The 24338-nt window shown below is 67.2% G+C and carries 21 protein-coding genes; 11 read left to right on the forward strand and 10 right to left on the reverse strand.

Annotated elements, in window-relative coordinates; translation table 11 throughout:
* Window positions 1-15: 15 nt before the first annotated feature.
* Complete coding sequence (locus FIU66_RS14710) at window positions 16-276, reverse strand: hypothetical protein (RefSeq protein WP_167623663.1); 261 nt, start codon at window positions 274-276, stop codon at window positions 16-18.
* 551 nt (window positions 277-827) lie between these two features.
* Here FIU66_RS14710 and FIU66_RS14715 point away from each other — a divergent pair.
* The 7 genes from FIU66_RS14715 (at window position 828) to FIU66_RS14745 (ending at window position 9631) form a co-directional block, all read left to right on the forward strand.
* On the forward strand, window positions 828-2384 hold the full coding sequence (locus FIU66_RS14715; protein ID WP_167623664.1) for a UbiA family prenyltransferase: 1557 nt from the start codon (window positions 828-830) through the stop codon (window positions 2382-2384).
* 62 nt (window positions 2385-2446) lie between these two features.
* The gene (locus FIU66_RS14720; protein ID WP_167623665.1) at window positions 2447-2836 is read left to right on the forward strand and encodes a GtrA family protein; all 390 of its coding nucleotides are present in this window, start codon (window positions 2447-2449) and stop codon (window positions 2834-2836) included.
* On the forward strand, window positions 2836-4167 hold the full coding sequence (locus tag FIU66_RS14725; RefSeq protein ID WP_201281134.1) for an FAD-binding oxidoreductase: 1332 nt from the start codon (window positions 2836-2838) through the stop codon (window positions 4165-4167). Before FIU66_RS14720 ends, FIU66_RS14725 begins: the two co-directional genes overlap by 1 nt.
* A complete protein-coding gene (locus FIU66_RS14730; RefSeq protein ID WP_167623666.1) occupies window positions 4164-4913 on the forward strand; it encodes an SDR family oxidoreductase in 750 nt (249 codons plus the stop codon). The genes FIU66_RS14725 and FIU66_RS14730 overlap by 4 nt, the downstream gene beginning before the upstream one ends.
* Before the next feature lies 1 nt (window position 4914).
* Entirely contained in the window at window positions 4915-6477 is a 1563-nt protein-coding gene (locus tag FIU66_RS14735) for a hypothetical protein (RefSeq protein ID WP_167623667.1), read from the forward strand.
* Window positions 6474-7985 carry a hypothetical protein gene (locus tag FIU66_RS14740; protein ID WP_167623668.1) on the forward strand — a complete coding sequence of 504 codons (1512 nt, stop codon included), beginning with the start codon at window positions 6474-6476 and terminating at the stop codon, window positions 7983-7985. The genes FIU66_RS14735 and FIU66_RS14740 overlap by 4 nt, the downstream gene beginning before the upstream one ends.
* Complete coding sequence (locus FIU66_RS14745; RefSeq protein WP_370528968.1) at window positions 7985-9631, forward strand: hypothetical protein; 1647 nt, start codon at window positions 7985-7987, stop codon at window positions 9629-9631. Before FIU66_RS14740 ends, FIU66_RS14745 begins: the two co-directional genes overlap by 1 nt.
* Here FIU66_RS14745 and FIU66_RS14750 read toward each other — a convergent pair.
* Window positions 9547-10707 carry a glycosyltransferase family 87 protein gene (locus tag FIU66_RS14750; RefSeq protein WP_167623670.1) on the reverse strand — a complete coding sequence of 387 codons (1161 nt, stop codon included), beginning with the start codon at window positions 10705-10707 and terminating at the stop codon, window positions 9547-9549. The two genes, FIU66_RS14745 and FIU66_RS14750, sit on opposite strands and share 85 nt — an antisense overlap.
* A 155-nt stretch (window positions 10708-10862) precedes the next feature.
* Window positions 10863-11351: a DUF4142 domain-containing protein gene (locus tag FIU66_RS14755; RefSeq protein WP_167623671.1), complete on the reverse strand. Its 489-nt coding sequence runs from the start codon at window positions 11349-11351 to the stop codon at window positions 10863-10865.
* Between the two features lie 362 nt (window positions 11352-11713).
* Between FIU66_RS14755 and FIU66_RS14760 the strand changes: the two genes are divergently transcribed.
* Complete coding sequence (locus FIU66_RS14760; protein WP_167623672.1) at window positions 11714-13291, forward strand: sensor histidine kinase; 1578 nt, start codon at window positions 11714-11716, stop codon at window positions 13289-13291.
* On the opposite strand, the gene FIU66_RS14765 is transcribed toward FIU66_RS14760, so the two are convergent.
* The gene (locus FIU66_RS14765; RefSeq protein ID WP_167623673.1) at window positions 13219-13650 is read right to left on the reverse strand and encodes a response regulator; all 432 of its coding nucleotides are present in this window, start codon (window positions 13648-13650) and stop codon (window positions 13219-13221) included. The genes FIU66_RS14760 and FIU66_RS14765 overlap by 73 nt on opposite strands.
* The gene (locus FIU66_RS14770; protein WP_167623674.1) at window positions 13647-15821 is read right to left on the reverse strand and encodes a PAS domain S-box protein; all 2175 of its coding nucleotides are present in this window, start codon (window positions 15819-15821) and stop codon (window positions 13647-13649) included. The genes FIU66_RS14765 and FIU66_RS14770 overlap by 4 nt, the downstream gene beginning before the upstream one ends.
* A gap of 397 nt (window positions 15822-16218) precedes the next feature.
* Between FIU66_RS14770 and FIU66_RS14775 the strand changes: the two genes are divergently transcribed.
* The 3 genes from FIU66_RS14775 to FIU66_RS14785 all read left to right on the forward strand — a co-directional run bounded on the left by FIU66_RS14775 (window position 16219) and on the right by FIU66_RS14785 (window position 18728).
* Complete coding sequence (locus FIU66_RS14775; protein WP_167623675.1) at window positions 16219-17415, forward strand: winged helix-turn-helix domain-containing protein; 1197 nt, start codon at window positions 16219-16221, stop codon at window positions 17413-17415.
* Between the two features lie 336 nt (window positions 17416-17751).
* Window positions 17752-18255, forward strand: a complete 504-nt coding sequence (locus FIU66_RS14780) for a response regulator (RefSeq protein WP_167623676.1) — start codon at window positions 17752-17754, stop codon at window positions 18253-18255.
* A gap of 158 nt (window positions 18256-18413) precedes the next feature.
* Entirely contained in the window at window positions 18414-18728 is a 315-nt protein-coding gene (locus tag FIU66_RS14785; protein WP_167623677.1) for a hypothetical protein, read from the forward strand.
* 53 nt (window positions 18729-18781) lie between these two features.
* Here FIU66_RS14785 and FIU66_RS14790 read toward each other — a convergent pair whose 3' ends face one another.
* The 5 genes from FIU66_RS14790 to FIU66_RS14810 form a co-directional block, all read right to left on the reverse strand.
* A complete protein-coding gene (locus tag FIU66_RS14790) occupies window positions 18782-19966 on the reverse strand; it encodes an SIR2 family protein (protein ID WP_167623678.1) in 1185 nt (394 codons plus the stop codon).
* A 125-nt stretch (window positions 19967-20091) separates the two neighbouring features.
* On the reverse strand, window positions 20092-21120 hold the full coding sequence (ltaE, locus tag FIU66_RS14795) for a low-specificity L-threonine aldolase (RefSeq protein ID WP_167623679.1): 1029 nt from the start codon (window positions 21118-21120) through the stop codon (window positions 20092-20094).
* A 228-nt stretch (window positions 21121-21348) separates the two neighbouring features.
* Window positions 21349-23076, reverse strand: coding sequence for a S8 family serine peptidase (locus FIU66_RS14800; protein WP_167623680.1), 1728 nt, complete (start codon window positions 23074-23076; stop codon window positions 21349-21351).
* A complete protein-coding gene (locus FIU66_RS14805) occupies window positions 23073-23246 on the reverse strand; it encodes a hypothetical protein (RefSeq protein ID WP_167623681.1) in 174 nt (57 codons plus the stop codon). Before FIU66_RS14805 ends, FIU66_RS14800 begins: the two co-directional genes overlap by 4 nt.
* Window positions 23237-24304, reverse strand: coding sequence for a phosphatase PAP2 family protein (locus tag FIU66_RS14810; protein ID WP_167623682.1), 1068 nt, complete (start codon window positions 24302-24304; stop codon window positions 23237-23239). Before FIU66_RS14810 ends, FIU66_RS14805 begins: the two co-directional genes overlap by 10 nt.
* Between the last annotated feature and the right edge of the window lie 34 nt (window positions 24305-24338).

Below are 24338 nucleotides of genomic sequence, written 5' to 3' on the forward strand. Positions count from 1 at the left end.
GGGCGACGCGCCGCCCTAGCCGGTGCGGAAGGCGACATAGCCTGTCATGCTGTCGTCGAACTGCTGGCGATAGCCGCCGTCGGTCGTGATCCTGACCACCGTTGCCTCGAACGCGGGGCCATCCTCGGGCGCGATCCTGATGGTCCTGGCCCCGGTGAACTGGGTCGCGCGGACGGGGATGGCGGTGAAGGCGATCTCGCCCTCGGTCAGGTTTCCGTATCTGATCGACCCGTCGAACGGGCCCAGATCGTCGATGCTGAATGTCACACGGGTCATGGCTGATTGATCCTCCTGCCGCTGCAAACCCAACAACCTGCTGCGGGACGTGTTCCATCGCCCCGGGCGGGCCGGATCCCGCCACCCGCGCAGGGCGATTAACCTTTGTTCCATGCGGCCGGTGGAACAGATGCCCCCCCTGGCGGTTCATCCTGCGTGATCGGCCAGGGACGGGTCTCTTGCGAGGCGGTTCCACAACAAGAGACAGGCAATGAGCATTCCCGCCCCCGACGCCCTGACCAAGGGTCTGCGTGCTGCCCCTTCCCTGGAACGGCGCGATCCGGCGCGCAGACGGATGCGCAGGCCTTGGCCGGGAGCGGAACAACCCTTTCATTGCCCCGCCTGAAGAAGGAGCGCGAGATGGCGACCCAACCCAGTGAACGGGCTTGCACGGGTCGTTCGCAACCACCGCAGCCTTCTGCCCGCGACCGGCGGGCCGGATGGGCCCCGCGACGAAGGTGATGACATCCGGCGGCCCCTGACTGGCGGGGTCCGCGCCGCAGCACATGCCCACCGTCCCCAGACGATGCGCCCGAACAGAAGCGAGCAAGATGAAAGTAACGGATACCAAACACGAATCTGTTGCGCTGTTTCCAGGCCATCCCCGGGCTCGGCACGACGAGGATCACCGCCGCCATCTGAACGATCCGGGCGGTCGCGCCCTGGCCATTGCCCGGCGGCAGGAACAGCCCGCCACGGGGCGGCCGCTGGCCGTCGACCTGGACGGGACGCTGATCCGGTCGGACCTGCTGATCGAGACGGCCTTCGCCGAACTGGGCCGGCAGCCCCTGTCGCTGGTCGGCATGGTCGGCGCCCTGGCCGGCGGCAAGGCTGCACTGAAGCACAAGCTGGCAGAGAACGCCGATTTCGATCCGTCCACCCTGCCCTATGATCCCGTGGTGCTGGATTACATCCGGGCGGCGCGCGCGCAGGGGCGGCAGGTCTACCTGGCATCGGCCAGCCATGAACGGCTGGTCAAGGCCGTCGCGGACCACCTGGGCCTGTTCGCGGGCTGGTTCGCGTCCAATGCCGAAACGAATTGCGGCGGCAGGGTCAAGGCGCAGAAGCTGGTCGCGGCCTTTGGCGAAGGCGGCTTCGACTATATCGGCAACGACGCGGCGGATCTGCGGGTCTGGGACAAGGCCGGCAAGGCCATCGCGATCCGCACATCCGGGCGCGTGAACCAGGATCTGAAACGGGCGCATCGCGATGTCGAGGTGCTGTCCTGGGAAAGGCCCACCTGGCGCAGCTGGGCCAAGCTGGCGCGCACCCACCAGTATTCCAAGAACGCCCTGCTGTTCGTGCCGCTGATCACCGCCCATGCCTTCGAGCTGGTGGCCTTTCTGCAGGTCTTCCTGGCCTTCGTCGCGTTTTCGCTCTGCGCGTCCAGCGTCTATATCCTGAACGACCTTGTCGATCTGCAGGATGACCGGAAGCACCGGACGAAATGCAACCGCCCCCTGGCCAAGGGCACGATCCCGCTGGCGCAGGCGCTTGTGGCGATGCCGGTCCTGCTGGCCCTGTCGATGGGTCTGGCGGCCGCCATCTCGTTGCCGTTCCTGGGCATCCTGGTGATCTATTGCGTGCTGACCACCACCTATTCCTTCTTGCTGAAGCGCAAGGCGCTGCTTGATGTCCTGTCGCTTGCAGGCCTGTACACCTTGCGCGTCATCGGCGGCGCGGTGGTGCTGGGCGTGGCCGTGTCAGCCTGGCTTCTGGCCTTTTCGATGGCGCTGTTCCTGTCGCTGGCGCTGATCAAGCGGTTCGTCGAACTGGCCGCGCGGCTGGATGCCCATCTGCCCGACAGCAGCAGCCGCGGCTACCGCAACACCGACGCAGACCTGGTGATGATGCTGGCGGCCGCGTCCGGCTTCAACGCGGTGACCGTGTTCATCCTTTATGTTTCGAACGAAAGCATGACGCTGCTCTACAGCACGCCGCAGATCCTGTGGCTGGCGGCACCGATCCTGACCTACTGGATTGCGCGGATGCTGATGCTTGCGCATCGTAGGGTCATGGATGACGATCCGGTGGCTTTCGCGACGCGGGACAGGGCCAGCATGATCTGCGGTGCCCTGATCGGTCTGGTGATGTTCGCAGGGGCGTGATCCATGGTGGCAAGCAGCGCGGCCTGCGCAGGACCGCGGTTCTTTCGGTGGAGCAGTGTCGGATGACCATCGCCATTCGCTATGTCCTTTTCGCGATCGTCTCGACGCTGGTGAACTTTGCGACGCAGGAAGCCGTTATCCGCTTGGCGCCGCTGGGCCTGTCCATCCTGGCAGGCACGGCGGCAGGTTTTGCGGTCAAATATGTGCTGGACAAGAAATGGGTCTTCTATGACGGCTATACCAGCCACGGCGACGAGGCCCGCAAGGTGACGTTGTACGCCGCCTTCAGCGTGCTGACGACCATGGTGTTCTGGGGGTTCGAGATCGCGTTCTGGATGATCTGGCAGACCGACCTTGCCAAATACGCGGGCGGGGCAATCGGGCTTGCCATCGGCTATGCCGCGAAATTCGCGCTTGATCGCCGCTTCGTCTTCCAGGCAGCTGCCGCCTGATGCTGCTGGAGGGTTGGGGAAGGTATCCGCGTTTCGAAAGCGAAGCCCTTGGCCTGGGCGACCCCCTTGCGGTGCCCGGCCTTGTGGCGTCAAGCCGCGGCATCATCGCGCGCGGCAACGGGCGGGCCTACGGGGACGCGGCCATCGGAACAAGGCGGACGCTTGGCGCGCTTGGGCTTGACCGGATGAAGGCCTTCGATCCGCAAAGCGGGCGCCTGACGGTCGAGGCGGGCGTGCTGCTGTCCGACATCCTGGCGGCCTTCCTGCCGCGCGGCTTCTTTCCGCCCGTCGTGCCGGGGACGAAGCTGGTCACCGTGGGCGGGATGATCGCGGCCGATGTCCACGGCAAGAACCACCACCGCGACGGCAGCTTCGGCGATCATCTGGAACAACTGACCCTTGTCCTGCCATCCGGGCAGGCGGTCGCCTGCGGGCCGTCCGAGAATGCCGACCTGTTCCGCGCCACTGTCGGCGGCATGGGACTGACAGGCATCATCACCGAGGCGACCTTCCGCATGAAGCCCGTCGAGACCGGCTGGATCCGGCAACGCACGATCGTCGCCAAGGATCTTGCCGGCGCGCTGAAGGCCCTGGATGACAGCGACGCTGCCACCTATTCCGTGGCCTGGATCGACTGCGTGGCGCGGGGCGCGGGGCTGGGGCGGTCGCTGATCTTCGCGGGCGAGCATGCCACCCGGCAAGAGGTGTCGTCCGAACGCCCCGACGCCCCGCTGCTGCCCCTGGCCAGCCCCGGCCGGCTGGGCGTTCCCTTCGACCTGCCCTCCATGACCTTGAACAAGGCCTCGGTCGCGGCCTTCAACGAACTTTACTTCCGGCGCGGCGCCCGAAACGGCGACAAGCCCTTCCTGACCCACTGGCATCCCTATTTCTTCCCGCTGGACGGGGTGGACCGGTGGAACCGGATCTATGGCCGCCGGGGCTTTCTGCAGCATCAATGCGTGGTGCCGCCCGCCACCGCCCATGCGGCCCTGGCCGAGATCCTGGACCGCATCACCCGGTCGGGCAAGGCCTCGTTCCTGGCGGTGCTCAAGAAGATGGGGGCGGGGGGCAGCCTGATGTCCTTTCCCATGCCGGGATATACGCTGGCGCTTGATCTGCGCGTCACGGACGAAACCTTTGCCCTTCTGGACCAGATCGACCGGATCGTCGTCGCGGCCGGGGGACGGCTTTATCTGGCAAAGGATGCAAGGCAGTCCCGCCAGACCTTCGAGGCGGGCTATCCTGCCCTGGGACGCTTCAACGACCTTCGCAGCGCCATTGGCGCCCCCGGCCACATGGCCTCTCATCTTTCAAGCAGGCTTGGCATATGACAGAGAACCGCAAGACGATGCTGCTGATCGGCGCCACCTCGGATATCGGGCGCGCGACGGCTATGGCCTATGCCGAGGCGGGGTGGCAGGTGCTTCTGGCCGCCCGCAACGTCCAATCGGCCCAACGCAATGCCGACGACATCGCCACGCGCACCGGCGCAGGCGTCCAGGTCCATGCGCTTGACATCCTGCACAGCGACGCCATGCCGGGCTTCGTGGACAGCCTGCCGGTCCTGCCGGACACGGTGGTCTGCGTGGTGGGCGAGATGGGCGACCAGGAACGCGCGCAGGTCGAGTTCGACCATGCCGCCATGGTGTTCCGCACCAATTTCGAGGGGCCGTCCCTGTTGCTGGGGCATTTCGCGAACCGCTTCCTGGCGCGCGGCTCGGGTTCCATCGTCGGGGTCAGTTCGGTGGCGGGCGATCGGGGGCGCGGCACGAACTATGTCTATGGCGCTGCAAAGGCCGGGTTCACGGCCTTCCTGTCGGGCCTGCGGAACCGTCTGGCCCCCAGCGGCCTGCGCGTGGTCACCGTCAAGCCGGGCTTTGTCCGGACGCGGATGACGGCAGGCATGAAGCTGCCCGGCCTGCTGACCGCGGAACCCGCCGAGGTGGGCGCCGCGATCCTTGCCGCAGCCGAAGGCAAGCGCGGCCGCGACGTGATCTATGTCCGCCCCGTCTGGCGCGGGGTGATGTCGGTGATCGGCGCCATCCCCGAGCCGATCTTCAAGAAGCTCAAGCTCTGACATGGCGCAGCCCCTGGCCAGCCGCAGCGCCGCTGTGGAAGGGATCCTTTCCCGTCCCGGCAGGTTGATCATCGGCATGGCCGTCCTGGCGGCCCTGCTGCTAGTCCTGCCGGGGCGGACGGTGGCCACGCGCGGGCTTGACGAGCTGTTCTACATCCTGGACGGGGCGAACCGCGTCCTGTCGGGGCAGGTGCCGGGGCGCGACTTCATCACCGCGCAGGGGCCGCTGGTCCATTACCTGCCCGCGCTCGGTGCATGGCTGGGCGGATGGGGCGCGGCCTTGCCGGTGGCGGTGGGGGTCGTGCTGGTCCTCCTTGCGCCGGTCATGGCCCATGTCCTGACCTCGCGCCTGGATCCGGTGCTGGCCCTGCTGTCGGCCGCCTTTCTGGTTCTTGTGCTTGCCGCGCCAATGAACCTGGGCGAGCCGATGACCGCGCTGTCCTTTGCCCAGTTCCACAACCGGATCGGCTGGGTGGCGCTTGCCCTGCTGCTGGCGATGGTCCTGCCCCCGCTGCAGTCGGGCAAGGACAGGCGCGATGCGGCGGCTGCGGCGGTCCTGGCTTTCGCGATGATCCATGTCCGGCTGACCTATGGACTGGCGGCGGTGGCGGTCCTGGCCTTCATCCTGTGCGACCGGCGCCAGCGGGGGTGGGCGGCGCTTGCGCTGCTGGGCGCAGCCTTGGGCACGCTTGTCACGGCGCTGATCTGGGGCGGCCTGCCCGGATATCTGCAAGCCACCACGACGGCCTGGGGCGCAGGGGGGCTTCTTCGGGGAAGCTGGGGCGACATCATCGACCACGCCCTTGTCAGCTTCACCGACTACGTCCTTCTGGGCCTGATCGCGGGCATTTCCCTGTGGCGGCGGTGGAGCCTTCGATACGCGCTGTTCTTCATCCTTTGCGCCCTCGGCGGCTTCTGGATCATCAACCACAACGAACAGCGTTGGGGCATCCTTGCCCTGCACGCCGCCGCGATCGTCGCGGCCGGTCGTATCCTGCGGGAAGGCGATGGCCCCCGCCCGCCCATCCTGGGAAACAGCGCGGGCGCCACGCTGCTGGTCCTGGTGATGATGCTGCCGACGATCCTGCACAACGGGATCGCCCTGGGGCTGCATGTCACGGCAGCCGTGACGGGCGCCGGGCGTCCCCTGCCCCTTCCAGGGATGGAGGGGGTGCGGCTTGCCGACATTTGGACCGGCGGCGACTTCGGCGGCGCGAACCGGTATCTTGGCACGGTCGAGGAGGGCATCCGCGCCTTGTCGGCCCTTGACCCGCAGCCCGAAAGCCTTGCCGTTCTGGGCGCGGCCGATCCCTTCTCGGCCGCCCTGGGCCTGCGCCCGGCCAAGGGCTTCATGCCCGTGATGCGGTGGCTGAACACGCTGGGCCCCACGGACCATCCCGCGCCCGAGGCCCTGTTCGCCGATGCCGAGGTCGTCCTTGTCCGCGCGGGCGGGTCCGACCCCGTCCGCGCGCTTTACATGCCCTTCGTGGAAGGCAACTTCACGCTGATCCGGCAAACCGAGTTCTGGCAGATCCATCGCCGCGCGCCGGCTGCCCGGCCATGATGCGGCAAGCCACCGCACCCGTCCTGATCGCCCTGATCGGGCTGTCCTGCGCCCTCATCCTGGGCGCGCCCGGCCGCACGATCACAAGCGCCTTTGCCAATGACGTGCTGATCTTCCTTGATGGCGCGCATCGCATCAGCCGGGGGCAGGTGCCGAACCGGGATTTCCACACCGCGCTTGGGCCGCTGGTCTATCTGATCCCGGCCGCCGGTTACTGGATCACCGGAAGCCTTGGCGGGGCGCTTCCCGTGGGCATGGCCCTGGTGATCCTGGTCTTCACGCTTCTTGCGGCCCATGTTCTGGGATCGCGCCTGCATCCGCTTCTGGCAGTGCCGGTCGGGGCCTTCCTGATCCTGCTGCTTGCGGTGCCGATCAACCTGGGCGACCGGATCGGCGCCCTGTCCTTCGCCATGTTCTACAACCGGATCGGCTGGGCGGCGCTTGGCTTGCTGGTCATCATGTATCTGCCGCCCCTGGTCCCCAGGCCGTGGCAGGAAGCGCGTGACGTGCTGTGCGCGGCGGCGCTGACGCTGCTTCAGCTATACAGCAAGCTGACCTATGGCGCCGTCGCGCTTGCCTTCCTGGTCTTCCTGGCCGTCATCCCGGGCCAGCGGCGCCGGGCGGCGCTGGCGCTGGCCGCGGTCCTGGCGGCGGCTGCCGTGGCCGAGCTTTTCTGGCGCGGCACCGCCAGCCACCTGGCCGACCTGATGGAAACGGCCCGGATCAGCGGCGGGCGGGGAACGGGCGCGCTGATCAACGTCACCTTGCGCAACTTCGCCGACCTCGCCGTCTTCGCCCTGATCGCAGGCCTGGCGCTGTGGCAGGAAAGGTCGCTGCGGGATGCGGTCTTCTATGCCGGCTGCGTGGCGGCAGGGCTGCTGATCGTCAGCCAGAATGCCCATAACTGGGGGGTCATCACGCTTTATGCCGGATCGGCGGTTGCGGCGCAGCGTCTTGTGGGCAGTGCGGGAACCCTGTCAGCGGCGACGCCCCTGCTGCTTCTGGCATTCACCCTGCCGCCGACGCTGTATCACGCCTCGGCCCTGGTGCTGCACGGCGCCCTGGCCACGGCCAATGCCGGGACGCCGCTGGGGCTGCCCGGGTTTCGCGATGTCCGATATACCCGGCTGTGGTCCGCAGGCGACCACGGCTTTTCGCGCCTTTACGTCGGCAGCTTCGCTTCGGGCGGGCAGGCCCTGCAGCGCCTTGGCCCCGATATCGGCCGGGTCGCCACGCTGGACTTCGTGAACCCCTTCCCGGCCGGGCTTGGCCTTCCGCCGCCAAGGGGTGACAATGCCTGGCTGCACTGGAACCGCAATGTCAGCGCGGAACACCACCTGCCGCCGGCGCAGCTTTACCGCGACGTGGACACGATCATGGAGCCCAGGATCGGGATCAACAGCCTCCAGCTTCGGGGGATCTACGGGTCCTTCATCGACGGCCATTTCGTCCCGGTCCTGAAGACGGACGACTGGACGATCCACATGCGGAAGGAGCCGAGGCCGTGATGCCCGCCAAGGCCCAGCACCAAACCCAGGCCCAAGCCAAGGCTCATGGCCCGACAGGCCCGCTGCACCGGCTGGCGGCCATGCCGCAGGGCCGGATCATCCTGCTGTCCGGCCTGCTGATCGGCCTGGTCCTGGCCCTTCCGGGCCAGACCGTGACCACCAAATATGTCAACGACCTGTTCATCTTCCTGGAAGGCGCCTACCGCATCCAGACGGGCCAGGTGCCGAATGTGGATTTCCGGTCCTCGCTGGGACCGATCGCCTATTACATCCCCGCCCTCGGCCTGGCCCTGGGGGGCAGCCTGGGGGCGGCGATGCCGCTGGGCATGGGGCTGACGACGCTGGGCTTTGCGATGATCGCCTCGCATGTGATTGCAACCCGGATGCGCCCGGCACTTGGCCTGCCCCTGGCGCTTTATCTTCTGCTGATCGTCGCGGTGCCGATGAACCCCGGCGAGGGGATCGCGGATCTGTCCTTCGCCATGTTCTACAACCGCATTGGCTGGGCGGCCCTTGGGCTGCTGCTGGTCATGTATCTGCCGCCCCTGCGCCCCCGGCGTGGGCAGGGGGCCGCAGATGCCGCCTGCGCCGCGCTGCTGACGCTTCTGATGCTTTACCTCAAGATCAGCTACGGGCTTGTCTGCATCGCCTTCCTGATCTTCATGCTGTCGGACCGCCGGCAATGGAGCTGGGCGGCCTCGGCCCTGGCGCTGACGGCGGCGGCGGGCTTGGGGATCGAGGCGGTCTGGGGCGGCACCGCAGGCTATCTTGCCGACCTTCGCCTGGCCAGCGAGGTCAGCGGCGACTTTCCCGGCCCGCGCGCGCTTGTGACCGAGTTGCAGCGAAACCTGCCCGAGATCTGCATCTATGCAATCTTCGCCGCCTTGCTGCTGTGGGCAAGGCGAAGCCTCCGCGATGTCCTGTTCCTGGTCTGCTGCCTTGTGACCGGCATCCTGCTGATCGAGCAGAACTTCCAGATCGTCGGCATCCTGACGCTGGGCGCAGGCGCCGCTGTCGCGGCCGAGGCCAGCCTGCGCGCTGCCCATCCCCTGCAACGGGGGGTGCCGCTGCTGTTGCTGGCCTTCCTGGCACCGCCGCTTGTGCATTTCTCGGTCGTGCTTGGCCTGCATGGCGGGCTTGGGCTGGCGCGGCAGGGGGTGCCCTTGTCGCTGCCCAACTACCAAGGGATCAGGCTTGTGCGGCTTTGGAACGAAGGCCAGTATCCCGCCTTCCGGCGCTATGACGACAGCCTGCGGGACGGTGCTGCGGTCCTGGCGCGGCTTGACGCGCCGGGCCGCGTCCTTGTGCTGGATTTTGTCGGCCCCTTCACCGCCGGGCTGGGGCTTGCCCCGACCCAGGGCGGCAGCACCTGGCACCATTGGGGCCGCACGGTCGATGCGCGCCACCACATGCCGCCCGACGACTTCCTGGCCGATGCAAGGATCGTGATGGAGCCGAAGGCCCCGATCGAGCGGTGGACCACCAATGGCCTGCGCGAGGTTTATGCCGCGGCCCTTGCCGAACGCTTCGTTCTGGCCGCCGAGACAGAGTTCTGGCGCCTTCACGTGGCCAGGGATGCCCGCCTTGACCTGTCGCCCCTGGGAAGCATGACCACCACTATGCAAAGCAGGACGGCCCAGCCGTAAACCGAACCGATGGTCAGCTGCGCCCCGCTGCCCGCCGCGAATTGGTCGATGACAAAGGGCACCGGCACGACCAGAAGGCCGCCCACGACCCACATCGCCCGCCGGTCCCAATGGTGCAGCAGGACCGGCAGCAGGAAAAGCGTGTAATGGATCCAGCCCAGCGGCGAGGCCAGGACCGAGGCCACCAGTGCGGCGCTGCTGGCCGCCATGACGGCGGGACGGCGGCGAAAGGCCCAGGCCGCAAGTCCCAGAAGAAGCGCCGCCCCCAGGGCCGTGCCCGCTGCGGGAATGCCTGCGCGCGCGGCAAGCCCCGACAGGGAGGCATTTGTCAGGAAAAAGGCCCGTTCGCCGTCCGAGGCGACGAGGCTTAACCACTGCCGGTAAACCCCCGGCCCCAGGACCACCGCGGGAATCAGGCTGACCGCCGCGGCCACGGCAAGGCTGACAAGGGCGGGCCGGCGATGGCCAGACAGGAACAGCAGCACCGGCCAGACAAGGAAGTTCGGCTTCATCGCAACAACAAGGCCGATCAGGATGCCCGACCACAGAAGTTCCTGCCGTTCCAGAAGCAGCCAGGCCCCCACCGCCATCAGAAGCAGCGGCAGATAGATCTGGCCCAGGAACAGGGTGTCCCAGAACCCGGCCAGCCCGAAGGCCCAGACCGCGATCAGCAGCCCCTCGATTCCCTGCCCGTAGCGGCGCACCAGCAGGACCACAGTGGCCAGGTAGCAGGCGACAGATATCCACAGCCAGACCCGCAGCGACGCCTGCGGCTCGGCCAGGTCGAAAAGCTGGAACAGCAGCGCCGAGATCGGCGGGTTCAGGTTCGGGTTCCAGGATTCGAAGCCCGGCAGGACCACATGGGGGGTCAGGGGATAGATGCCATAGGGATCCAGCCCTTCCGCCGCCGCCCGCCCCGACGCCACAAAGGCGCCGAAATCCCAAAGCCCATGCGGGGGCAGGACCCGGCCAAGCTCGCCCGTCATGGCAAGGACCGACGCCGCGGCCAGCATGACCATCACTGCAAGGCGCAAGGGATCGGCCGGATATCGTTCGAACATGTCCACCCTGGTCATGGCATTGGCCCCTGCATCTGTCAGCCGTCCCGTCGCCTGTGGGCCCTGCGCCCCTTTGCGAAGGCAGGCCCCCGGGTTCAAGAGCATTGCGCGGCATCGCGCGGATCGGAAAGGCCGCCTACGCCGTGGGACAGGCAGCCCTTGGTGCCAGCGCGTTACTGCCCGGTCAGGCTCTGGGCATGTTCCAGATGCTGCTGCAGGACAGGCAGGCTTTTCTCGGCATAGGCCATCAGCGCCTCGTTGTCGCCGCCTTCCGCATAGGTCTGATACAGCGTCACCGCCGTTTCATGGGCCACGACCTGATTCTGGACATAGGCTGAATCGAAGGCCTCGCCCTCGGCGCTTTGCAGGGCCTGCATCATCTCGGCATGGGGGCTGCCCAGTTCGGCCGGCATCGACAGGTTCTCGGCCTGGGCGATGGCCATCAGCTCCTGGTTGTTGGTCGTGTGATCCGTGATCATCTGGTTGGCGAATTCCTGGATCTCGGTGTCCTGGGCGCTTTGCAGGGCAAGTTCGCTCGACTGGACCTCGAACAGGCCGCCGCTGGCCGCCTGGGTGACGAAGTCCTGCGCGGTCATGTCCTGTGCCCATGCTGTGCCCAGGCTGGCAAGACCGACGGCTGCGGAAAGGAAAAGGGTCTTCATGGCGATCTCCTTGGAAGGCCCAGGTGCGGATTGCCCCGGGGCTGATCGGATTTCAGAACGGGGAAAGGTTCAGGCGGCAGGCCAAAGCCATGCCGGGATCCGGACGATGCCCCCCGCGGACTGATCCCAACAGGAAAGGCGGACGAATGTTCCAGCCCGTCGCCGGCATCGGGGATTGCGGCGGTGCGGACAACCGCGACGGAGGCCGAGGGAGGCGCCGTTCAACGCAGGCGGTGGCGGCTTCACAAAAAGCAACATGTCTTTGCAGACAGGTCATCTTGTGGTGATATGGCTGTGCGGCTACGGAGCCGAGATCAGGCGTAGAAAACTGTTCTTCCACCGGAAAGCTGCGGGACCGGACATTGCACCAGGCGAAAAGCATCACGATCCTGCGCATCGGAAGCCTGCTGCTTCCGCTGCTGGGCAGCGTCTTGTGGGGCACGATCACCTACCTGGACGAACGGCAGCGCGCCATCGATCAGGCCCATGAAAACGTGGCCCTGGTCCGCCAGTACACGCAGCGCCTGGTCCAGACCCAGACCGTCCTTCACGACGCGGCCCTGGCCCATGTCGATGCCCAGCCTGACCCGGATTATCTGACCAGCAGGGCGTTCCACGACTTCCTGGCCCGGATCGAGGGGGGGCAGGGCATGACGCTGGGCCTGGCGGTGATCGGCCTTGACGGCACCTGGATGGCGTCCAGCCGGGCCTTTCCCGTGTCCAGCACCGCCTCGCGGCGCGATTACCTGGACGGGGTCAGGGCAGGCGGCACGCTGATCCTGGACCGCATCACGCTGCAGCCGCAGGGCCAGGATGCGCTGATCGTGGTCAAGCCGTTCCGCCACGGATCGTTCCAGGGCGCCATCGTGTCGGCGGTCAGCATCGAGGCGATCCGCGGCTTTCTGCGAAGCGTTGCCCGGCGGGACGGCGAATCCGCGTCCCTTTTGCGCGACGACGGCAAGCTGCTGGTCCGGCACGTGCCGACACGGCCGATGTTCCTAGACCCGTCGTCGCCGGCGCGGCTGGCAATGGCGCAAGGCAACACCGGCCATTACAGCGCCACGGCCGTGACGGACGGGACCACGCGGCTTTACGCCTTTTCCAAGACCGATGACCTTCCGATCTACGCGCAGTTCGGCATCGCGCGCGACCTGATCCTGTGGTCCTGGTTCTGGCGTTCCGTGCCGGTCTGGATCCTGCTGTCGGCGGGCGGGCTGTTTTCCTTCGTGCTTGGCGGCTTCGTGCGGCGCAGCCTGAAGGAACGCAGCGCGCATGAGGAACAGGCAAGGCTTCGCCAGGAAGCCGAACGCAAGGCCGAACAGCATCAACGCTTCATGCGCGAGTTGAACCACCGAGTGAAGAACAACCTGGCCCTTGTCGACAGCATGATCGGCATCCAGATGCGGCGCGAAGGCGGCCTGGACGGGAACGAACTGAAAGCCCGTGTCGCGGCCATCGCGGATGTCCATGACGTGCTGTACCAAGCGGCGAATGCCCACCAGATGGATCTTGGCGAATTGCTGCAACAGGTTTGCCGCAGCCCCGCCCTTGTCCCGGCCGAGCGGGACATCTCGCTGGACCTCAGGACACAGGACGGCGTGATGGTGGGGGCCGACACGGCCACATCGCTGGCCCTGGTGGTGGTCGAGCTTGTCACCAATGCCGTGAAATACGCCTTTCCCGATGACCGGCGCGGCACGATCTCGATCTGCCTGTCCGCCGGCAGTGGCGAGGCGGAGCTGCGCGTGGGCGATGACGGCATCGGCATATCCGACGGCGTCACCCGCAGTTCCGGCATGAAGATCGTCGAGGCCTTCGTCCAGCAGATCGAGGGCCGGATGACCCGCAGCACCGCCGCGGGAACCTGCTACCGCATCACCTTTCCGTCGGCCGGCCCTTCAGGAGCCCCGTCAGAAGCCCCATCCGAGGCTGCCGCCTGAAGAAGCTTCGTGATCATCAGGCCCAATTCGATCTCGTTCACGGGCTTGGTCAGGACCGGGACGCCCGGAAACTCGTCCCTGACCCCCGCCTGGCCATAGCCGGTCAGGAACACAAAGGGCACGCCCGCACCGATCAGGGCGCGGGCGACGGGAAAGCTGGTGCCGCCGCTTCCCAGGTTCACGTCCAGCACGGCCACATCCGGGGCCATGTGCTGCAGCCTGTCCAAGGCCAGTTCGGCCCTGGCGAAGGGACCGACCACGTCCAGGCCCATCTCCTCGAGAAGGCCGCCCAGATGCATGGCGATCAAGGCTTCGTCCTCGACGACCAGTGCCCGCAGGAAATCCTGGCCTTCGTTCATGCCGCGTTTCCTTGCAAGGGGATCTCGGCCCGGTATTCGACGCCATCCGGCGACAGGGCCAGCCGGGCGGATCCCCCCAGTTCGTAGGGCACGGCATCTTCCAGAAACCGCGTGCCGAACCCGCGCCTTTGTTCCCGTGCCACCGCAAGCCGCGTCTGTTCGCGCCAAAGGAAGGACAGGGTTCCGTCGGTGGCGGCCCAAGACAGCTCGACCCGTCCGGCGGGATCGCGGAAGGCGCCGTGGCTTGCGGCATTGGCCGCAAGCTCATGGATCGCCAGTCCCAGCGAGACCGCGGCCTTGGGCCTGAGCGACACCTGCCCGCCCGACAGGGCGACATCGGCGCGCGCGGTCGATTGCACGGATGCCAGGGCGGCCTGCGCCACATCCGCCAAGGACGCGCCTTCCCAGTGGGACCGTGTCAGCAGGTCATGGGAAGCCGAAAGCGCCTGAAGGCGGCCGTCAAGCGCGCGCCTGGCGGCCGGGTCCAGTTCCGTTCCCCGCAGCGACTGGTGCGTGATCGACTGCACGATGCCAAGGGTGTTCTTGACGCGGTGGTTCAGCTCGGCGATCAGCAGGCGGGTCCGGTCCTCGGCCCGGCGCTGCTCGGTCAGGTCGCGGAAGATCTTCAGAAAGCCGCTGATCCCCTCGCCCTGGACGGGGACCATCTCGCCGCTGGCCCAGAACAGCGATCCGTCCTTGCGCGCGTGCCAGCGGGAGTCCTCGGCGCGGCCTTCGCGGCGGGCCTTTTCCATCTCGTGCTCGGGGCGGCCGGCCGCCTTGTCCTCGGCCGAAAAGAAGATCCGCAGGTGCTGGCCGATGGCCTCTTCCTCGGAAAAGCCCAGGATGCGCTCGGCCCCGGTGTTCCAGCTTGTGATGATCCCGTCGTCGTCGGCGGTCAGGATGGCATAATCCTTGGCACTGTCGATGATCAGGCGCAGACGCTCGGCGTCCAGGCGCCGGGCTTCAGCGCTGGCCCGGTCGAAGGTGATGTCCCGTCCGACGCCCACCAGCCGTCCGGCGTGGTTGTCGACCGGATCGAACCGGCCCTTCAGCGAAATCCAGCGGATCCGGCCCCCGGCCAGGCACCGGCCGGTGATGTCAAAGCCCGACCTTTCGGCTATCGCCTGGCCCAGGGCCTTGCGAAAATCGTCGCGGTCGTCGGGGTGAAGGGCATCCGCCATCATCTGCTGCGACATGGCGACGCCCGGGTCGTAGCCGAACAGGGCCTTGATCTCGTCCGAGGCGTCAAGCTGGCAGGTTTCAAGATCAAGCTGCCAATGCCCCAGCCCGGCCACCTCAAGCGCTAGGCGAAGTTCGGCCTGGGTTTGCTGCAATTCCAGTTCCGCCTTGGCCTGCTGGACCGCCGACCAGGTCCGTTCCGCAACCTCGCGTGCAAGATCGATCTCATGGCGCGACCAATGGCGCGGCTCGGGATGGTGAACGGTCAGGGCGGCGATCAGGACGCCGTCCTTGATCAGGGGCACGACCAGCCCGGACGAAACCTGGAACTGCAGGAAGAAATCGGCATTTTCGCGGGTCCGGGGATCGGTGACGACATCCTCGATCCACACGACACCGCCGCGCATGATGTCCTGGATCAGGGCCTGGCCGACCAGGTTGAGGGAAAAGCGGTTTGCGACAGCATCGATCCCCCGGTCCGCATTGGCCCATTCGGCCGAGGCGGCAAAGGTCAGCCGCGCCCGGTCCAGATCGACATAACGCACCCGGCCGCAGTCAAGCCGCAGGCCAAGGGTCCGGGCCGCGTGGTGCATGATGGCGTGCGGCGCGCCCAGATCCCGGATCGCGTCCGACAGCGCCAGAAGAAAGGACTGCCGTTCCGCCAGCCCCGCGACCTGCTGATCGGACCATTCCTCGTCCGCATCGCGGGACAGGGTGCAAAGCCATTCCGCCGCGGCCCCGTCCGGTCCCGGAACGGGAACGGCGGCGACCGAGGCCGGGCTGTCGCGGGCCTCGGTCCCCTGGATGCGCAGCGACAGCCGGAACGCCTGGCCCCGATTGACGGCGGCGCGGACCGCACCGCCTGCATCGGCTTGGTCCGGCAGGACCAGAAGCCCCCGGATGATGGCCAGGTCGCCTGCCGAGGCATGTTCGGGCAGCGACAGGACCGCGTCCCACCCGGCCGAAAGGCGAAAAACCGATGCCTGGATCACCTCGCCCGCATTCAACAACACTAACTCAGAAGAAAGATTGTCCACCAGATGGTCCTCGTGCGGCCGCGTCGGCCACCAGCCCCTTGATACGCATAAGGGTGATGGGCGGTAAAGTGAATAAAATGCAATGGTTTGGCAGGTTACGCAGCGGCAGTGGCGAGGCAGGCCTGGCGGGTGGGGCCAAGGGGACACGACCTTGAGAATGATCAAGATCATTCGCAGCCGCAAGGTCCATGCCTTTGTTGCCTCTGCGCGCAAAAGGAATGGCATAAGGCGAATCACGCCTGGACGGCACAATCTTCGGTTGCACCTGGCGATCGCCGGGCCGGCCGGGATCATGGCAGGCCAGCCCATCCGGGCCGATTGCGGTTTCGCTGCGGGCGGCTAAGGTAGCGCGATGAGCCCGCCCCTGCTGATGAACACCGATGCCCGCCGGCTGTTCCTGGATCGCCACCTGCTGCTGCGACAGGGTTCCGGTCCCTGCACGGGCGCGGATCTGGGCGATGTGCTGGGGGGCTTGGGATTTGTCCAGGTGGACAGCGTCAACACGCTGGCGCGGGCGCATGACCTGATCCTGTGGTCGCGCCGGACCCGTTACCGCCCCCGCGCGCTTGACCATCTGGTTTCCCGCCACCGCGCCGCATTCGAGCATTGGACCCATGACGCCGCCGTCCTGCCGATGCAGTTCTATCCCATGTGGCAGTTGAAGTTCGCCCGGGACGAGGCGCGGATCCGGCAACGCTGGCCCGCCTGCCGCCGCCCCGGCTGGGAAGGCGAGACACAGGCGATCCTGCAACGGATCGCCGATCACGGCCCCGCAAGTGCCGCCGAGGTGGCGCCGGACGAGCCGCGCGGCGGGGGCGGCTGGTGGGACTGGCATCCCTCGAAGACGGCGCTTGAATATCTGTGGCGGTCGGGCCGCCTGGCGATCAGCCATCGGGTGGGGTTCCGCAAGGTCTATGACCTGGCCGAACGGGTCATCCCGGCACCCTATCGCGATGCATCGATGGCCGCGCCCGATGTCGTTGACTGGGCCATGTCCGCAGCCCTTGACCGGCTTGGCTTTGCCACCGGCGGCGAACTGGCGGCCTTCTTCGACATCGCGACCCGCGACGAGGCCAGGCGGTGGTGCGCCGAAGCCCTGGCCGCCCGCCGGATCATCGCCATCGAGGTCGAGATGGCCGACGGATCGCGCAGGCCTTGCGTCTCGACGCCGCAGATCCTGGACGGGCTGGCCGCGCTGCCCGCGCCTTCGCAGCGGGTGCGGCTGCTGTCGCCCTTCGACCCGGCGCTGCGCGACCGGGCGCGGGCCGAACGGCTGTTCGGCTTCCACTACCGGATCGAGATCTTCGTGCCCGAACCGCAGCGGCGCTTTGGCTATTACGTGTTCCCGGTGCTGCAGGGCGACCGGCTGATCGGCCGCCTTGACGCGAAGCGTGACAAGGGCGTGCTGTCCGTGCGCGCCTTCTGGCCCGAGAAGGGGGTGCGGATGGGACTGGCCCGGCAGGCAGGGCTGATGGCGGAATTGCAGCGCGTCCTGCCGCTGGCCGAGGCCGCCGGGATCCAGCTTGCGCCGGACTGGTTGCGGACCTGACGGACCGCCAGAACGCACTGTCCTCAAAGGGATCGCCGGATCCGCCTGCGGGTGAACAAATAGCAACTGGTGGAACATAAGCCCGCCCCCGCCGTTTCATCCATGACGTAGTCAAGGATCGAGATGAAGCGCCGCAGCCGGTTGTTGCGGAGGCTTCAGGAACTGCCATGCCTGCTGCCCGCAAGCCGCGGGACAAGCGAGGGGGGTCGTGGCAGGCTCGGGGTTGGTGAAGTTGTTCCTGTGACTTTTCTGTTCGACCGCCGCATTGGCGGCACCACGGCAATCTGGAAGAAACGCGATGGCGCCCGATAGCGTCATCGCAGGAGGATCATGAGCATGGCCAACGAAGCAAGGCTGCACGGGGTGAAGGTCCTGGTGGTCGAGGATGATTTCCATCTTGCCATCGGGATCGAGGAGGTTCTGCGCAAGGCCGGGGCCGATCTGCTTGGGCCGGTCGCGCACGAGGATCAGGCCCTGGATCTGATCGCGGGCCAGACGCCCACCTGCGCGATCATCGACATCAACCTGGGGAATGGGGCGCGGTTCAACGTTGCGGATGCGCTGAAGGCCAGGAACATCCCCTTCATGTTCATGACCGGCTATGACGACGTGATGATCCCCGTCCGCTTCAAGGACGTGGGGCGGATGCGCAAGCCCGCCGGGTTCCGCCTGGTGGTCGATGCGGCGGTCCAGTTGTGCAGCCAGCGGGCGGCGGATTGGCTGAACGATGGGTCGGGGCTTGAATACATGGCCATTTCCTCGACGGGCAAGCCGCTTGCTGGCCCGCCGACGCCGGCCAATGCCTCGACCCAGATCCGCTGGTTCCACCGCAGCAACTGACGGCCGGCAGGCGGACCGGGGTCCGGCAAGGCCCGGTCCCGCCTTGGGTCCGGGCCTAGGTCCGGGCGGGGACCGCAGGGTCGTCCCCGCGCCCCGCGGCATCCCCGGAACCATTTCCCGGCTGCATGGTTTTCCCCCTTCACGGCGAAGAGGCTGACATGGAAGATCCCGAACAGATTCACCAGATCTCGCATCAGGACGAACGTCCGGGCGGACCCAATGACATCGACCACCCGCATGGCAAGCGCTCGCCCGGCAGCATGAAACGCGGCGACGGCTCGGTCGAGGACGCCTTTCCCGAGGCCCAGGACCAGCCCCTGGAGGAGTTTCCGGCCGAGGAGCTTTCCGACAATCTCAGCCCCGCCGACGGCCGCATCATCGAGGCGGGCGAAGGCGGCACGGAGGGTGGCCCGGACGAGGCGGACGAAGCGATCATGTCACCCGTCAAGCCGGAAGGCCGCCGGGACGACTAGCGGCATCAGGGCCGCGCAGGCCGCGCAGGCCGGGCTTGACGGGCGCCGGGCCGTCATCCGCGGCGGCCCAGAAGATCCAGGCATTCCTGCGCAAACTGGTCGAAGCCTGAATCATAGGTGACAAGCTGGGGGGCCTCCATCCGCTCCATCGCCGGAAAGACCTCGGCGATGGTCTGGCGCTTTTCCTCGGCATCGCCGGGCCCCAGATAGAAGATCACCTTGCCAAGGCCGTCCTCTGGTTCCTCGGCGAACTGGCGCAGGAAGAACCGGATCAGCGCATCGTCCGAAGGCAGGCTGTATCCCACGATCACCAGGATCGTCGAATCCCGCATCAGCCGGACCACCTTGGGAAAGACCATCGCGAAATAGGGATCCGAGTAATCCTGTTCGCGCGAGGCCAGCGTCACCACCGGCGGATCGGCCATGATCGCCCTGGCATCGCGCTTGCCGTAATCCAGCACATAGCCATGACCCCGGCGCAGGATTTCGAAGCCGCCGTTGATCTTCAGCAGGTGCTGCACCTGCCAGTGTTCGTGGACGGGCGCGAAGCCGGGGCCGCCCGCGATCTGCACCGGGGTGAAGCCGCGATAGGTGTGGAAGAACAGCGGCGGGGCATCGGGGGTCAGGTTGTCCAGGATCGTTTCGATCACATAGTCATAGTTCGTGGTGATGAAATGGGTCCGCACCCCTTCCCACGGATCCTCTGGCACGGAGCCGAGGCGCAGGTGCCGGAAAAAGGCCATGATGTCCCGTTGGCGCGCCGAGGGTGACACCAGGGGAAACCTTCCCGCCGCCCCGTCGAAATAGTTCAGACGCGTCGCCCGGTCATAGCGGTCCAGCACGGCGGCCCGCAGCGCGCCGCGGAACATCCGCAGGTTCTGTTCGTCAAGATAGCGCGGCCGCACATCGGGAAAGCGGTCATACATGTCCAGCTGATAGACGATCTGCCTCAGCGTCTCGGGCGTGATCCTGTCCGATGCGTCCAGCCCGAACATCCGCGCCAGGCTGCCCGCATCCGCCACGTCCCGGATCAGCTTGGTGTCCAGCGTGAACAGCTCGCACCCGATGGGCGCCTTTGGATCCCAGGCCTTCGAAAAGCCCGCCCCCGCGAAGAAGGTCACGTTGGTCAGGGCCCTTGCCCGGTCCGACCTGTTCCGGCGATAGCTGAACTGCTCGACATGGCGCAGGAAGACCTCGGCAGGGGCGCCGGACAAGGACATCGTGGTGGTCGAAGACATGATGCCGCCCATCTTCCGCCGCAGGATTTGCGAAACCGGCCAGGACCCCGGGTGTTCCAGACGCCTTGGCCTTTTCCCGCGGCGGGCTTCCCGGCCGGGATGCCGGGAAGACGAAGGCTGGCGCCCTAGCTGCGCCGCGCGTGCAAGAAATAGGCCTCGCAGGCCGCCTGCACCCGATCGACCGCGGCGTCATCGACATCAAGATGCGTCACCCACCGCAGGCTGCCATAGCGTCCGCCCACGACAATGCCGCGATCCGCCAGGAACTGCCGGAAGCCGTCGACATCCGTGCCGACGGGGGTCATGAAGACCATGTTGGTCCGCGCCGGACCCGAGCCGAGTTCGGGAAAGGCCGCAAGCACATCCGCAAGACGCGCCGCAAGGGCATGGTCATCCGCCAGCCGCGCGACGTTATGGTCAAGCGCATGGATCGCGGCGGCAGCCAGGATGCCCGTCTGCCGCATCCCGCCGCCCAGCATCTTGCGCAGCCTGCGGGCCGAGGCGATCACATCCGCCGGCCCGGCCAGGACCGATCCGACGGGCGCGCCCAGCCCCTTGGACAGGCACAGGGACACGGTATCGAAGCCCTCGACAAGCGCGTCGGGCGCGCAGCCTGTGGCCACCGCGGCATTCATCAGCCGCGCGCCGTCCAGGTGCGTGGCCAGGCCGTGGCGCCGCGCCAGCCCGGTCGCGGCGTCCAGATAGTCTGGGTCAAGCACAAGGCCACCGAACGTGTTCTCAAGGGTCAGAAGCCGGGTTCTGGCATGGTGGAAATCGTCAGGCTTGATCGCGGCCTCGATGGCGGCCAGGGCGATGGTGCCGTCGGCCTCGTTCGGCAAGGGCTGGGGCTGGATCGATCCCAGCACCGCCGCGCCGCCCCCTTCGTACAGAAAGGTATGGGCCGTGTGCCCGACCAGGTATTCGTCCCCCCGACCGCAATAAGCCATCAGCGCGGCCAGGTTCGACTGCGTTCCGGTGGGAAAGAACAGCGCCGCCTCTTTGCCAAGGCGTTCCGCCGCCATCGCCTCCAGCCTGCGGGTGGTCGGGCAATCCTCGTAGACCGCATCGCCCACCTCGGCCGAAGCCATTGCCGCCCGCATGGCCGCATCCGGCCGCGTCACCGTGTCCGAGCGGAAATCGTCCTGGCCCGTCATGTCCCCGTTCCTTTCGCCGGGCACGATCACGGCCCGAGGGCGCAGGAAAGCCGCCGCAGCGCAAAAGTGCAAGCCGTCCCGGGGCCTTGGACCCCATGCCGGCGCCGGACGCCGAAGGGCCGAAACGGCGCGGCGATCCCGCGTCTGCAAGATTGACGGTCACAAATGCTTGTTTCCTGCCGGCCGGACGGCTGCCGGATGCTTTCCCCGGTCACCGCAAATCCTGCGTCATTCTGAAGGAAGTGGCGCGGACGGTGGCGTGCCGGAGCCATCTTCCTCGACCCGCGGTGAAAGACCGGGTCGCCAAGGCAGCCTGTCCAAGGGCAGCAAGGGCGTGTCATCCTCGGCCCTGCCCTTTATCATGTCGCGCAGCGCGCCGCGGCCGGGGACGGCATCGCCGGCGGACAGCCTGGCGGCAAGCCAGCGGGCCACCTGCGGCGCGGCAAGGCTTGTTCCGCTCAGCCTCTGGCGGCCTGCCGGGGTGATCGAAGGGACGATCATGCCGGTTCGGGACGGACTGGCATCTGCAGGGGCGACGACATCCCCTGCAATGCCGTCTGGCAGCAGTCCGGAATAGGGGCTGATGCGCCCGGCGGGGCGGGCAAGGCCTGCACCCACCCGGATGGGACGGGTTCCTCGGGCATAGGCGCTGACGGTGCCGTTGCGGCGGATCATCGGCGAACCTTCATCCTCGCCGGGCCAGCGTCCGTCATCGGTGCGGCGGGCATAGGTCGGATCAACCAGGCGGGACTGCCGCCCCTGGGTCCGGAAGCCCGGCAGGCGGTCGTCGCGATGGATCACCAGGTCGCAGCCGGATTTGCCTGCGCTTACCAGGTGCAGGCACCACAGGCCCGGCGGGGACCAGGGAGTGTCCGGGCCGGTCGGCAGGGTCGGGTGCAGGATCACGGTCTGGCAGATGCGCCCCCCATTCCCGCCCCGCCGCTGCAGCACGACACGCCCGATCGGCCTGTTGTTCCCATCCGCGATGGAGCCCGCGCCCGACGTGGTCAGCGGCACCTCGAGCCGCGCGCCCGAGGGGGTCGAGATTGCCAGTCGCGGGACGGGCTCTGACGGCGCGGACCAGATCTCGATGGCGTTGGGCGTGGGATCGGCGGGGGGGATGTTCCAGCCGATCCTGTCCCCGCTTTTCAGATGTGCGCGCAGGCAATCCTGACGGTGGTTCCCAGTGGGAAGGACGAAATGGACGCCCCCCAGTTCCGGGAAGGCCATCTTGCCGATGTCGTCCAGCAAGCGCGCCAAGGGTCCGCTGCCGTCCTGCGGCCCCGCGGTGACGCCCAGCGACAGGTTGACCACAAGCGCAGGCTTGTGCTTTCCCGAACCTGCCGAAATTTCCCTGGCAAGGGCCCTGGCGCGCGCGATGATGAAGACCAGGGCGCTCTGGATGAAGAACCCGGCCAAACTTCCCGAGGTCTCGGCCATGGCGCTTCGGGGCAGCGACACGCCCAGAAGGGGGAACTGCCGGCCCGCGTCACCGATGGGCCGGAACCCGCCCGCCAATGCGGCAACGGCCGCGCCGTGGCTGTCGGCATGGGCCATCGACATGCAGCGCCCGGGCCACGCCAATCCGCAGGCCCGATAGGCCGCGCCCGGATCGCCCTCTACCCGCACGGCGTCGATGTCGGGTCCGCGCAATTCCCGCCCGAAGGCGATGTCCGCCCGCCTTTCGGTCGCCGCGGCTTCCATCAGCCAGATCGAGGCAAAGCGGCTGTGGCCGCTGTCCGTGGTGAACAACGGATGCGCAAAGGGGATCGCATGGTCGATCACGGCGATGATCGCCGCCGCCTTTTCGGGGTCTGACGGCCGGGCCTCCGCGTGCAGGAAAGCCGTTTCCCCGGCAGGCGGGACATCGGGTCCGACAAGCGCCGCCGGGGGAACGAACAGGGGAAGATTGTCCCGGACGGGGGCGAAGTCCCGCAGGGTCGGCCGGTCGCTCATGACCCGAACGCCGCCTTGTTCAGGGCTTCCAGGGCGTCATCGATCGCCTTTCTATCCGGGTCCTCCAGAATCGTCGGCCCAGTCGGGATCAGCTCATTAAGCAGGGGCCAGGCCTCGTTGTCGAAGCCGGAGGAACCTTTTTCTGTCTCCCTGGAGAATGTCAGCCCCATCTTTCCCCCCATTCGCGTGTCACTTCGGTCCAAAGCGAGGCCAGCATGGGCGCCTTCGTGACCTGCAGCGTCCCGCCCTGCTTCAGGTGGTGCTTGGTCTCCCATGCCTTCCAAAGCGCCGGCAGGTGGAAGTCGCGGGTGGCGTCGGGCGCGTCGCCGCCCCATTCCTTGGCGTCCAGGCTGACCTGACCGGCCCCGGATGCAGCGCCTGCGCGGGCCAGCACCCAGCGGGCGACGGCAATGCCCAGAACAGCGCCGGCGGCGCTGTCGCAGGGGTAATGCAGGCCCGCGACCGTGCGGTTGACGGCGATCCGCGCGGCCATCTGGTCCAGGGGATTGTCCATGGCGGGCGAGGTCTTCCCCGTCAGGGCCGACAAAACCCCGGCCACGGCGAAGGCCTGGGCGGCATGTCCGCTGGGAAACGAGGAATGGCCGGGGCAGGCTATCATCGGCAGGATGTCGGGCGACAGCACATGGGGCCGCGGCAGGCCGAAGCCCAGCTTGGCCCGCTGGACCATCGCGGTGGCCAGTTTCTCGGTCACAGCGATCAGCAGGACAAGGCTGGGCGTCCAGGCCGGCGCCATGGGAAGAACCGCCGAGAAGAACGGATGGATATGCTGGGACTGTGCCAGCACTTCGCTCAGCCGCTCGGCCCGCAATTCGGCATAGCCCGCCACAAGCTGCGCCTCGGACTTCAGGTTGTCCGGGGTCGGGGGCGTGATCCTGACCAGCTCGCCCCTCGGGGCGGAGATGGCAAAAGCCTTCGGCCCTGCCGTGACTGTCAGCCCTTCGCCTAGTTCCGACAGAAGGACGGATACGGCAAAGGGAAACTCGATGCGCCGCAAGCGTGCGGCATGATCAAGCTGGGGATCTTTCGGATCATCCACCTTAACCTTGTCCATCGGGGCAAGGGCATCGCGCACGACGATCAGGGCTTGCGCCAGCGTCGCGGCATCCACCCCCGATGCGGCGCCGGATCCGGCTTGCGCGGTTTGCGCGGTTTGCGCGGTTTGGGCAGTATGCGCGTTATGTGCATTGTGGGCGTTCACCAGCGACATGGATCCCCCGCCGATACTCGGTAAAAAAGACGAC

This window comes from Paracoccus sp. AK26, assembly GCF_011801365.1.
GTDB classification, from domain to species: domain Bacteria; phylum Pseudomonadota; class Alphaproteobacteria; order Rhodobacterales; family Rhodobacteraceae; genus Paracoccus; species Paracoccus aerius.

Excerpts from the sequence above, each read along its gene's own strand:
- FIU66_RS14710 (WP_167623663.1), bottom strand. The coding sequence starts at position 276 with ATGACCCGTGTGACATTCAGCATCGACGATCTGGGCCCGTTCGACGGG.
- FIU66_RS14715 (WP_167623664.1), top strand. The coding sequence starts at position 828 with ATGAAAGTAACGGATACCAAACACGAATCTGTTGCGCTGTTTCCAGGC.
- FIU66_RS14720 (WP_167623665.1), top strand. The coding sequence starts at position 2,447 with ATGACCATCGCCATTCGCTATGTCCTTTTCGCGATCGTCTCGACGCTG.
- FIU66_RS14725 (WP_201281134.1), top strand. The coding sequence starts at position 2,836 with ATGCTGCTGGAGGGTTGGGGAAGGTATCCGCGTTTCGAAAGCGAAGCC.
- FIU66_RS14730 (WP_167623666.1), top strand. The coding sequence starts at position 4,164 with ATGACAGAGAACCGCAAGACGATGCTGCTGATCGGCGCCACCTCGGAT.
- FIU66_RS14735 (WP_167623667.1), top strand. The coding sequence starts at position 4,915 with ATGGCGCAGCCCCTGGCCAGCCGCAGCGCCGCTGTGGAAGGGATCCTT.
- FIU66_RS14740 (WP_167623668.1), top strand. The coding sequence starts at position 6,474 with ATGATGCGGCAAGCCACCGCACCCGTCCTGATCGCCCTGATCGGGCTG.
- FIU66_RS14745 (WP_370528968.1), top strand. The coding sequence starts at position 7,985 with ATGCCCGCCAAGGCCCAGCACCAAACCCAGGCCCAAGCCAAGGCTCAT.
- FIU66_RS14750 (WP_167623670.1), bottom strand. The coding sequence starts at position 10,707 with ATGACCAGGGTGGACATGTTCGAACGATATCCGGCCGATCCCTTGCGC.
- FIU66_RS14755 (WP_167623671.1), bottom strand. The coding sequence starts at position 11,351 with ATGAAGACCCTTTTCCTTTCCGCAGCCGTCGGTCTTGCCAGCCTGGGC.
- FIU66_RS14765 (WP_167623673.1), bottom strand. The coding sequence starts at position 13,650 with ATGAACGAAGGCCAGGATTTCCTGCGGGCACTGGTCGTCGAGGACGAA.
- FIU66_RS14775 (WP_167623675.1), top strand. The coding sequence starts at position 16,219 with ATGAGCCCGCCCCTGCTGATGAACACCGATGCCCGCCGGCTGTTCCTG.
- FIU66_RS14780 (WP_167623676.1), top strand. The coding sequence starts at position 17,752 with ATGGCCAACGAAGCAAGGCTGCACGGGGTGAAGGTCCTGGTGGTCGAG.
- FIU66_RS14785 (WP_167623677.1), top strand. The coding sequence starts at position 18,414 with ATGGAAGATCCCGAACAGATTCACCAGATCTCGCATCAGGACGAACGT.
- FIU66_RS14790 (WP_167623678.1), bottom strand. The coding sequence starts at position 19,966 with ATGTCTTCGACCACCACGATGTCCTTGTCCGGCGCCCCTGCCGAGGTC.
- ltaE (WP_167623679.1), bottom strand. The coding sequence starts at position 21,120 with ATGACGGGCCAGGACGATTTCCGCTCGGACACGGTGACGCGGCCGGAT.
- FIU66_RS14800 (WP_167623680.1), bottom strand. The coding sequence starts at position 23,076 with ATGAGCGACCGGCCGACCCTGCGGGACTTCGCCCCCGTCCGGGACAAT.
- FIU66_RS14805 (WP_167623681.1), bottom strand. The coding sequence starts at position 23,246 with ATGGGGCTGACATTCTCCAGGGAGACAGAAAAAGGTTCCTCCGGCTTC.
- FIU66_RS14810 (WP_167623682.1), bottom strand. The coding sequence starts at position 24,304 with ATGTCGCTGGTGAACGCCCACAATGCACATAACGCGCATACTGCCCAA.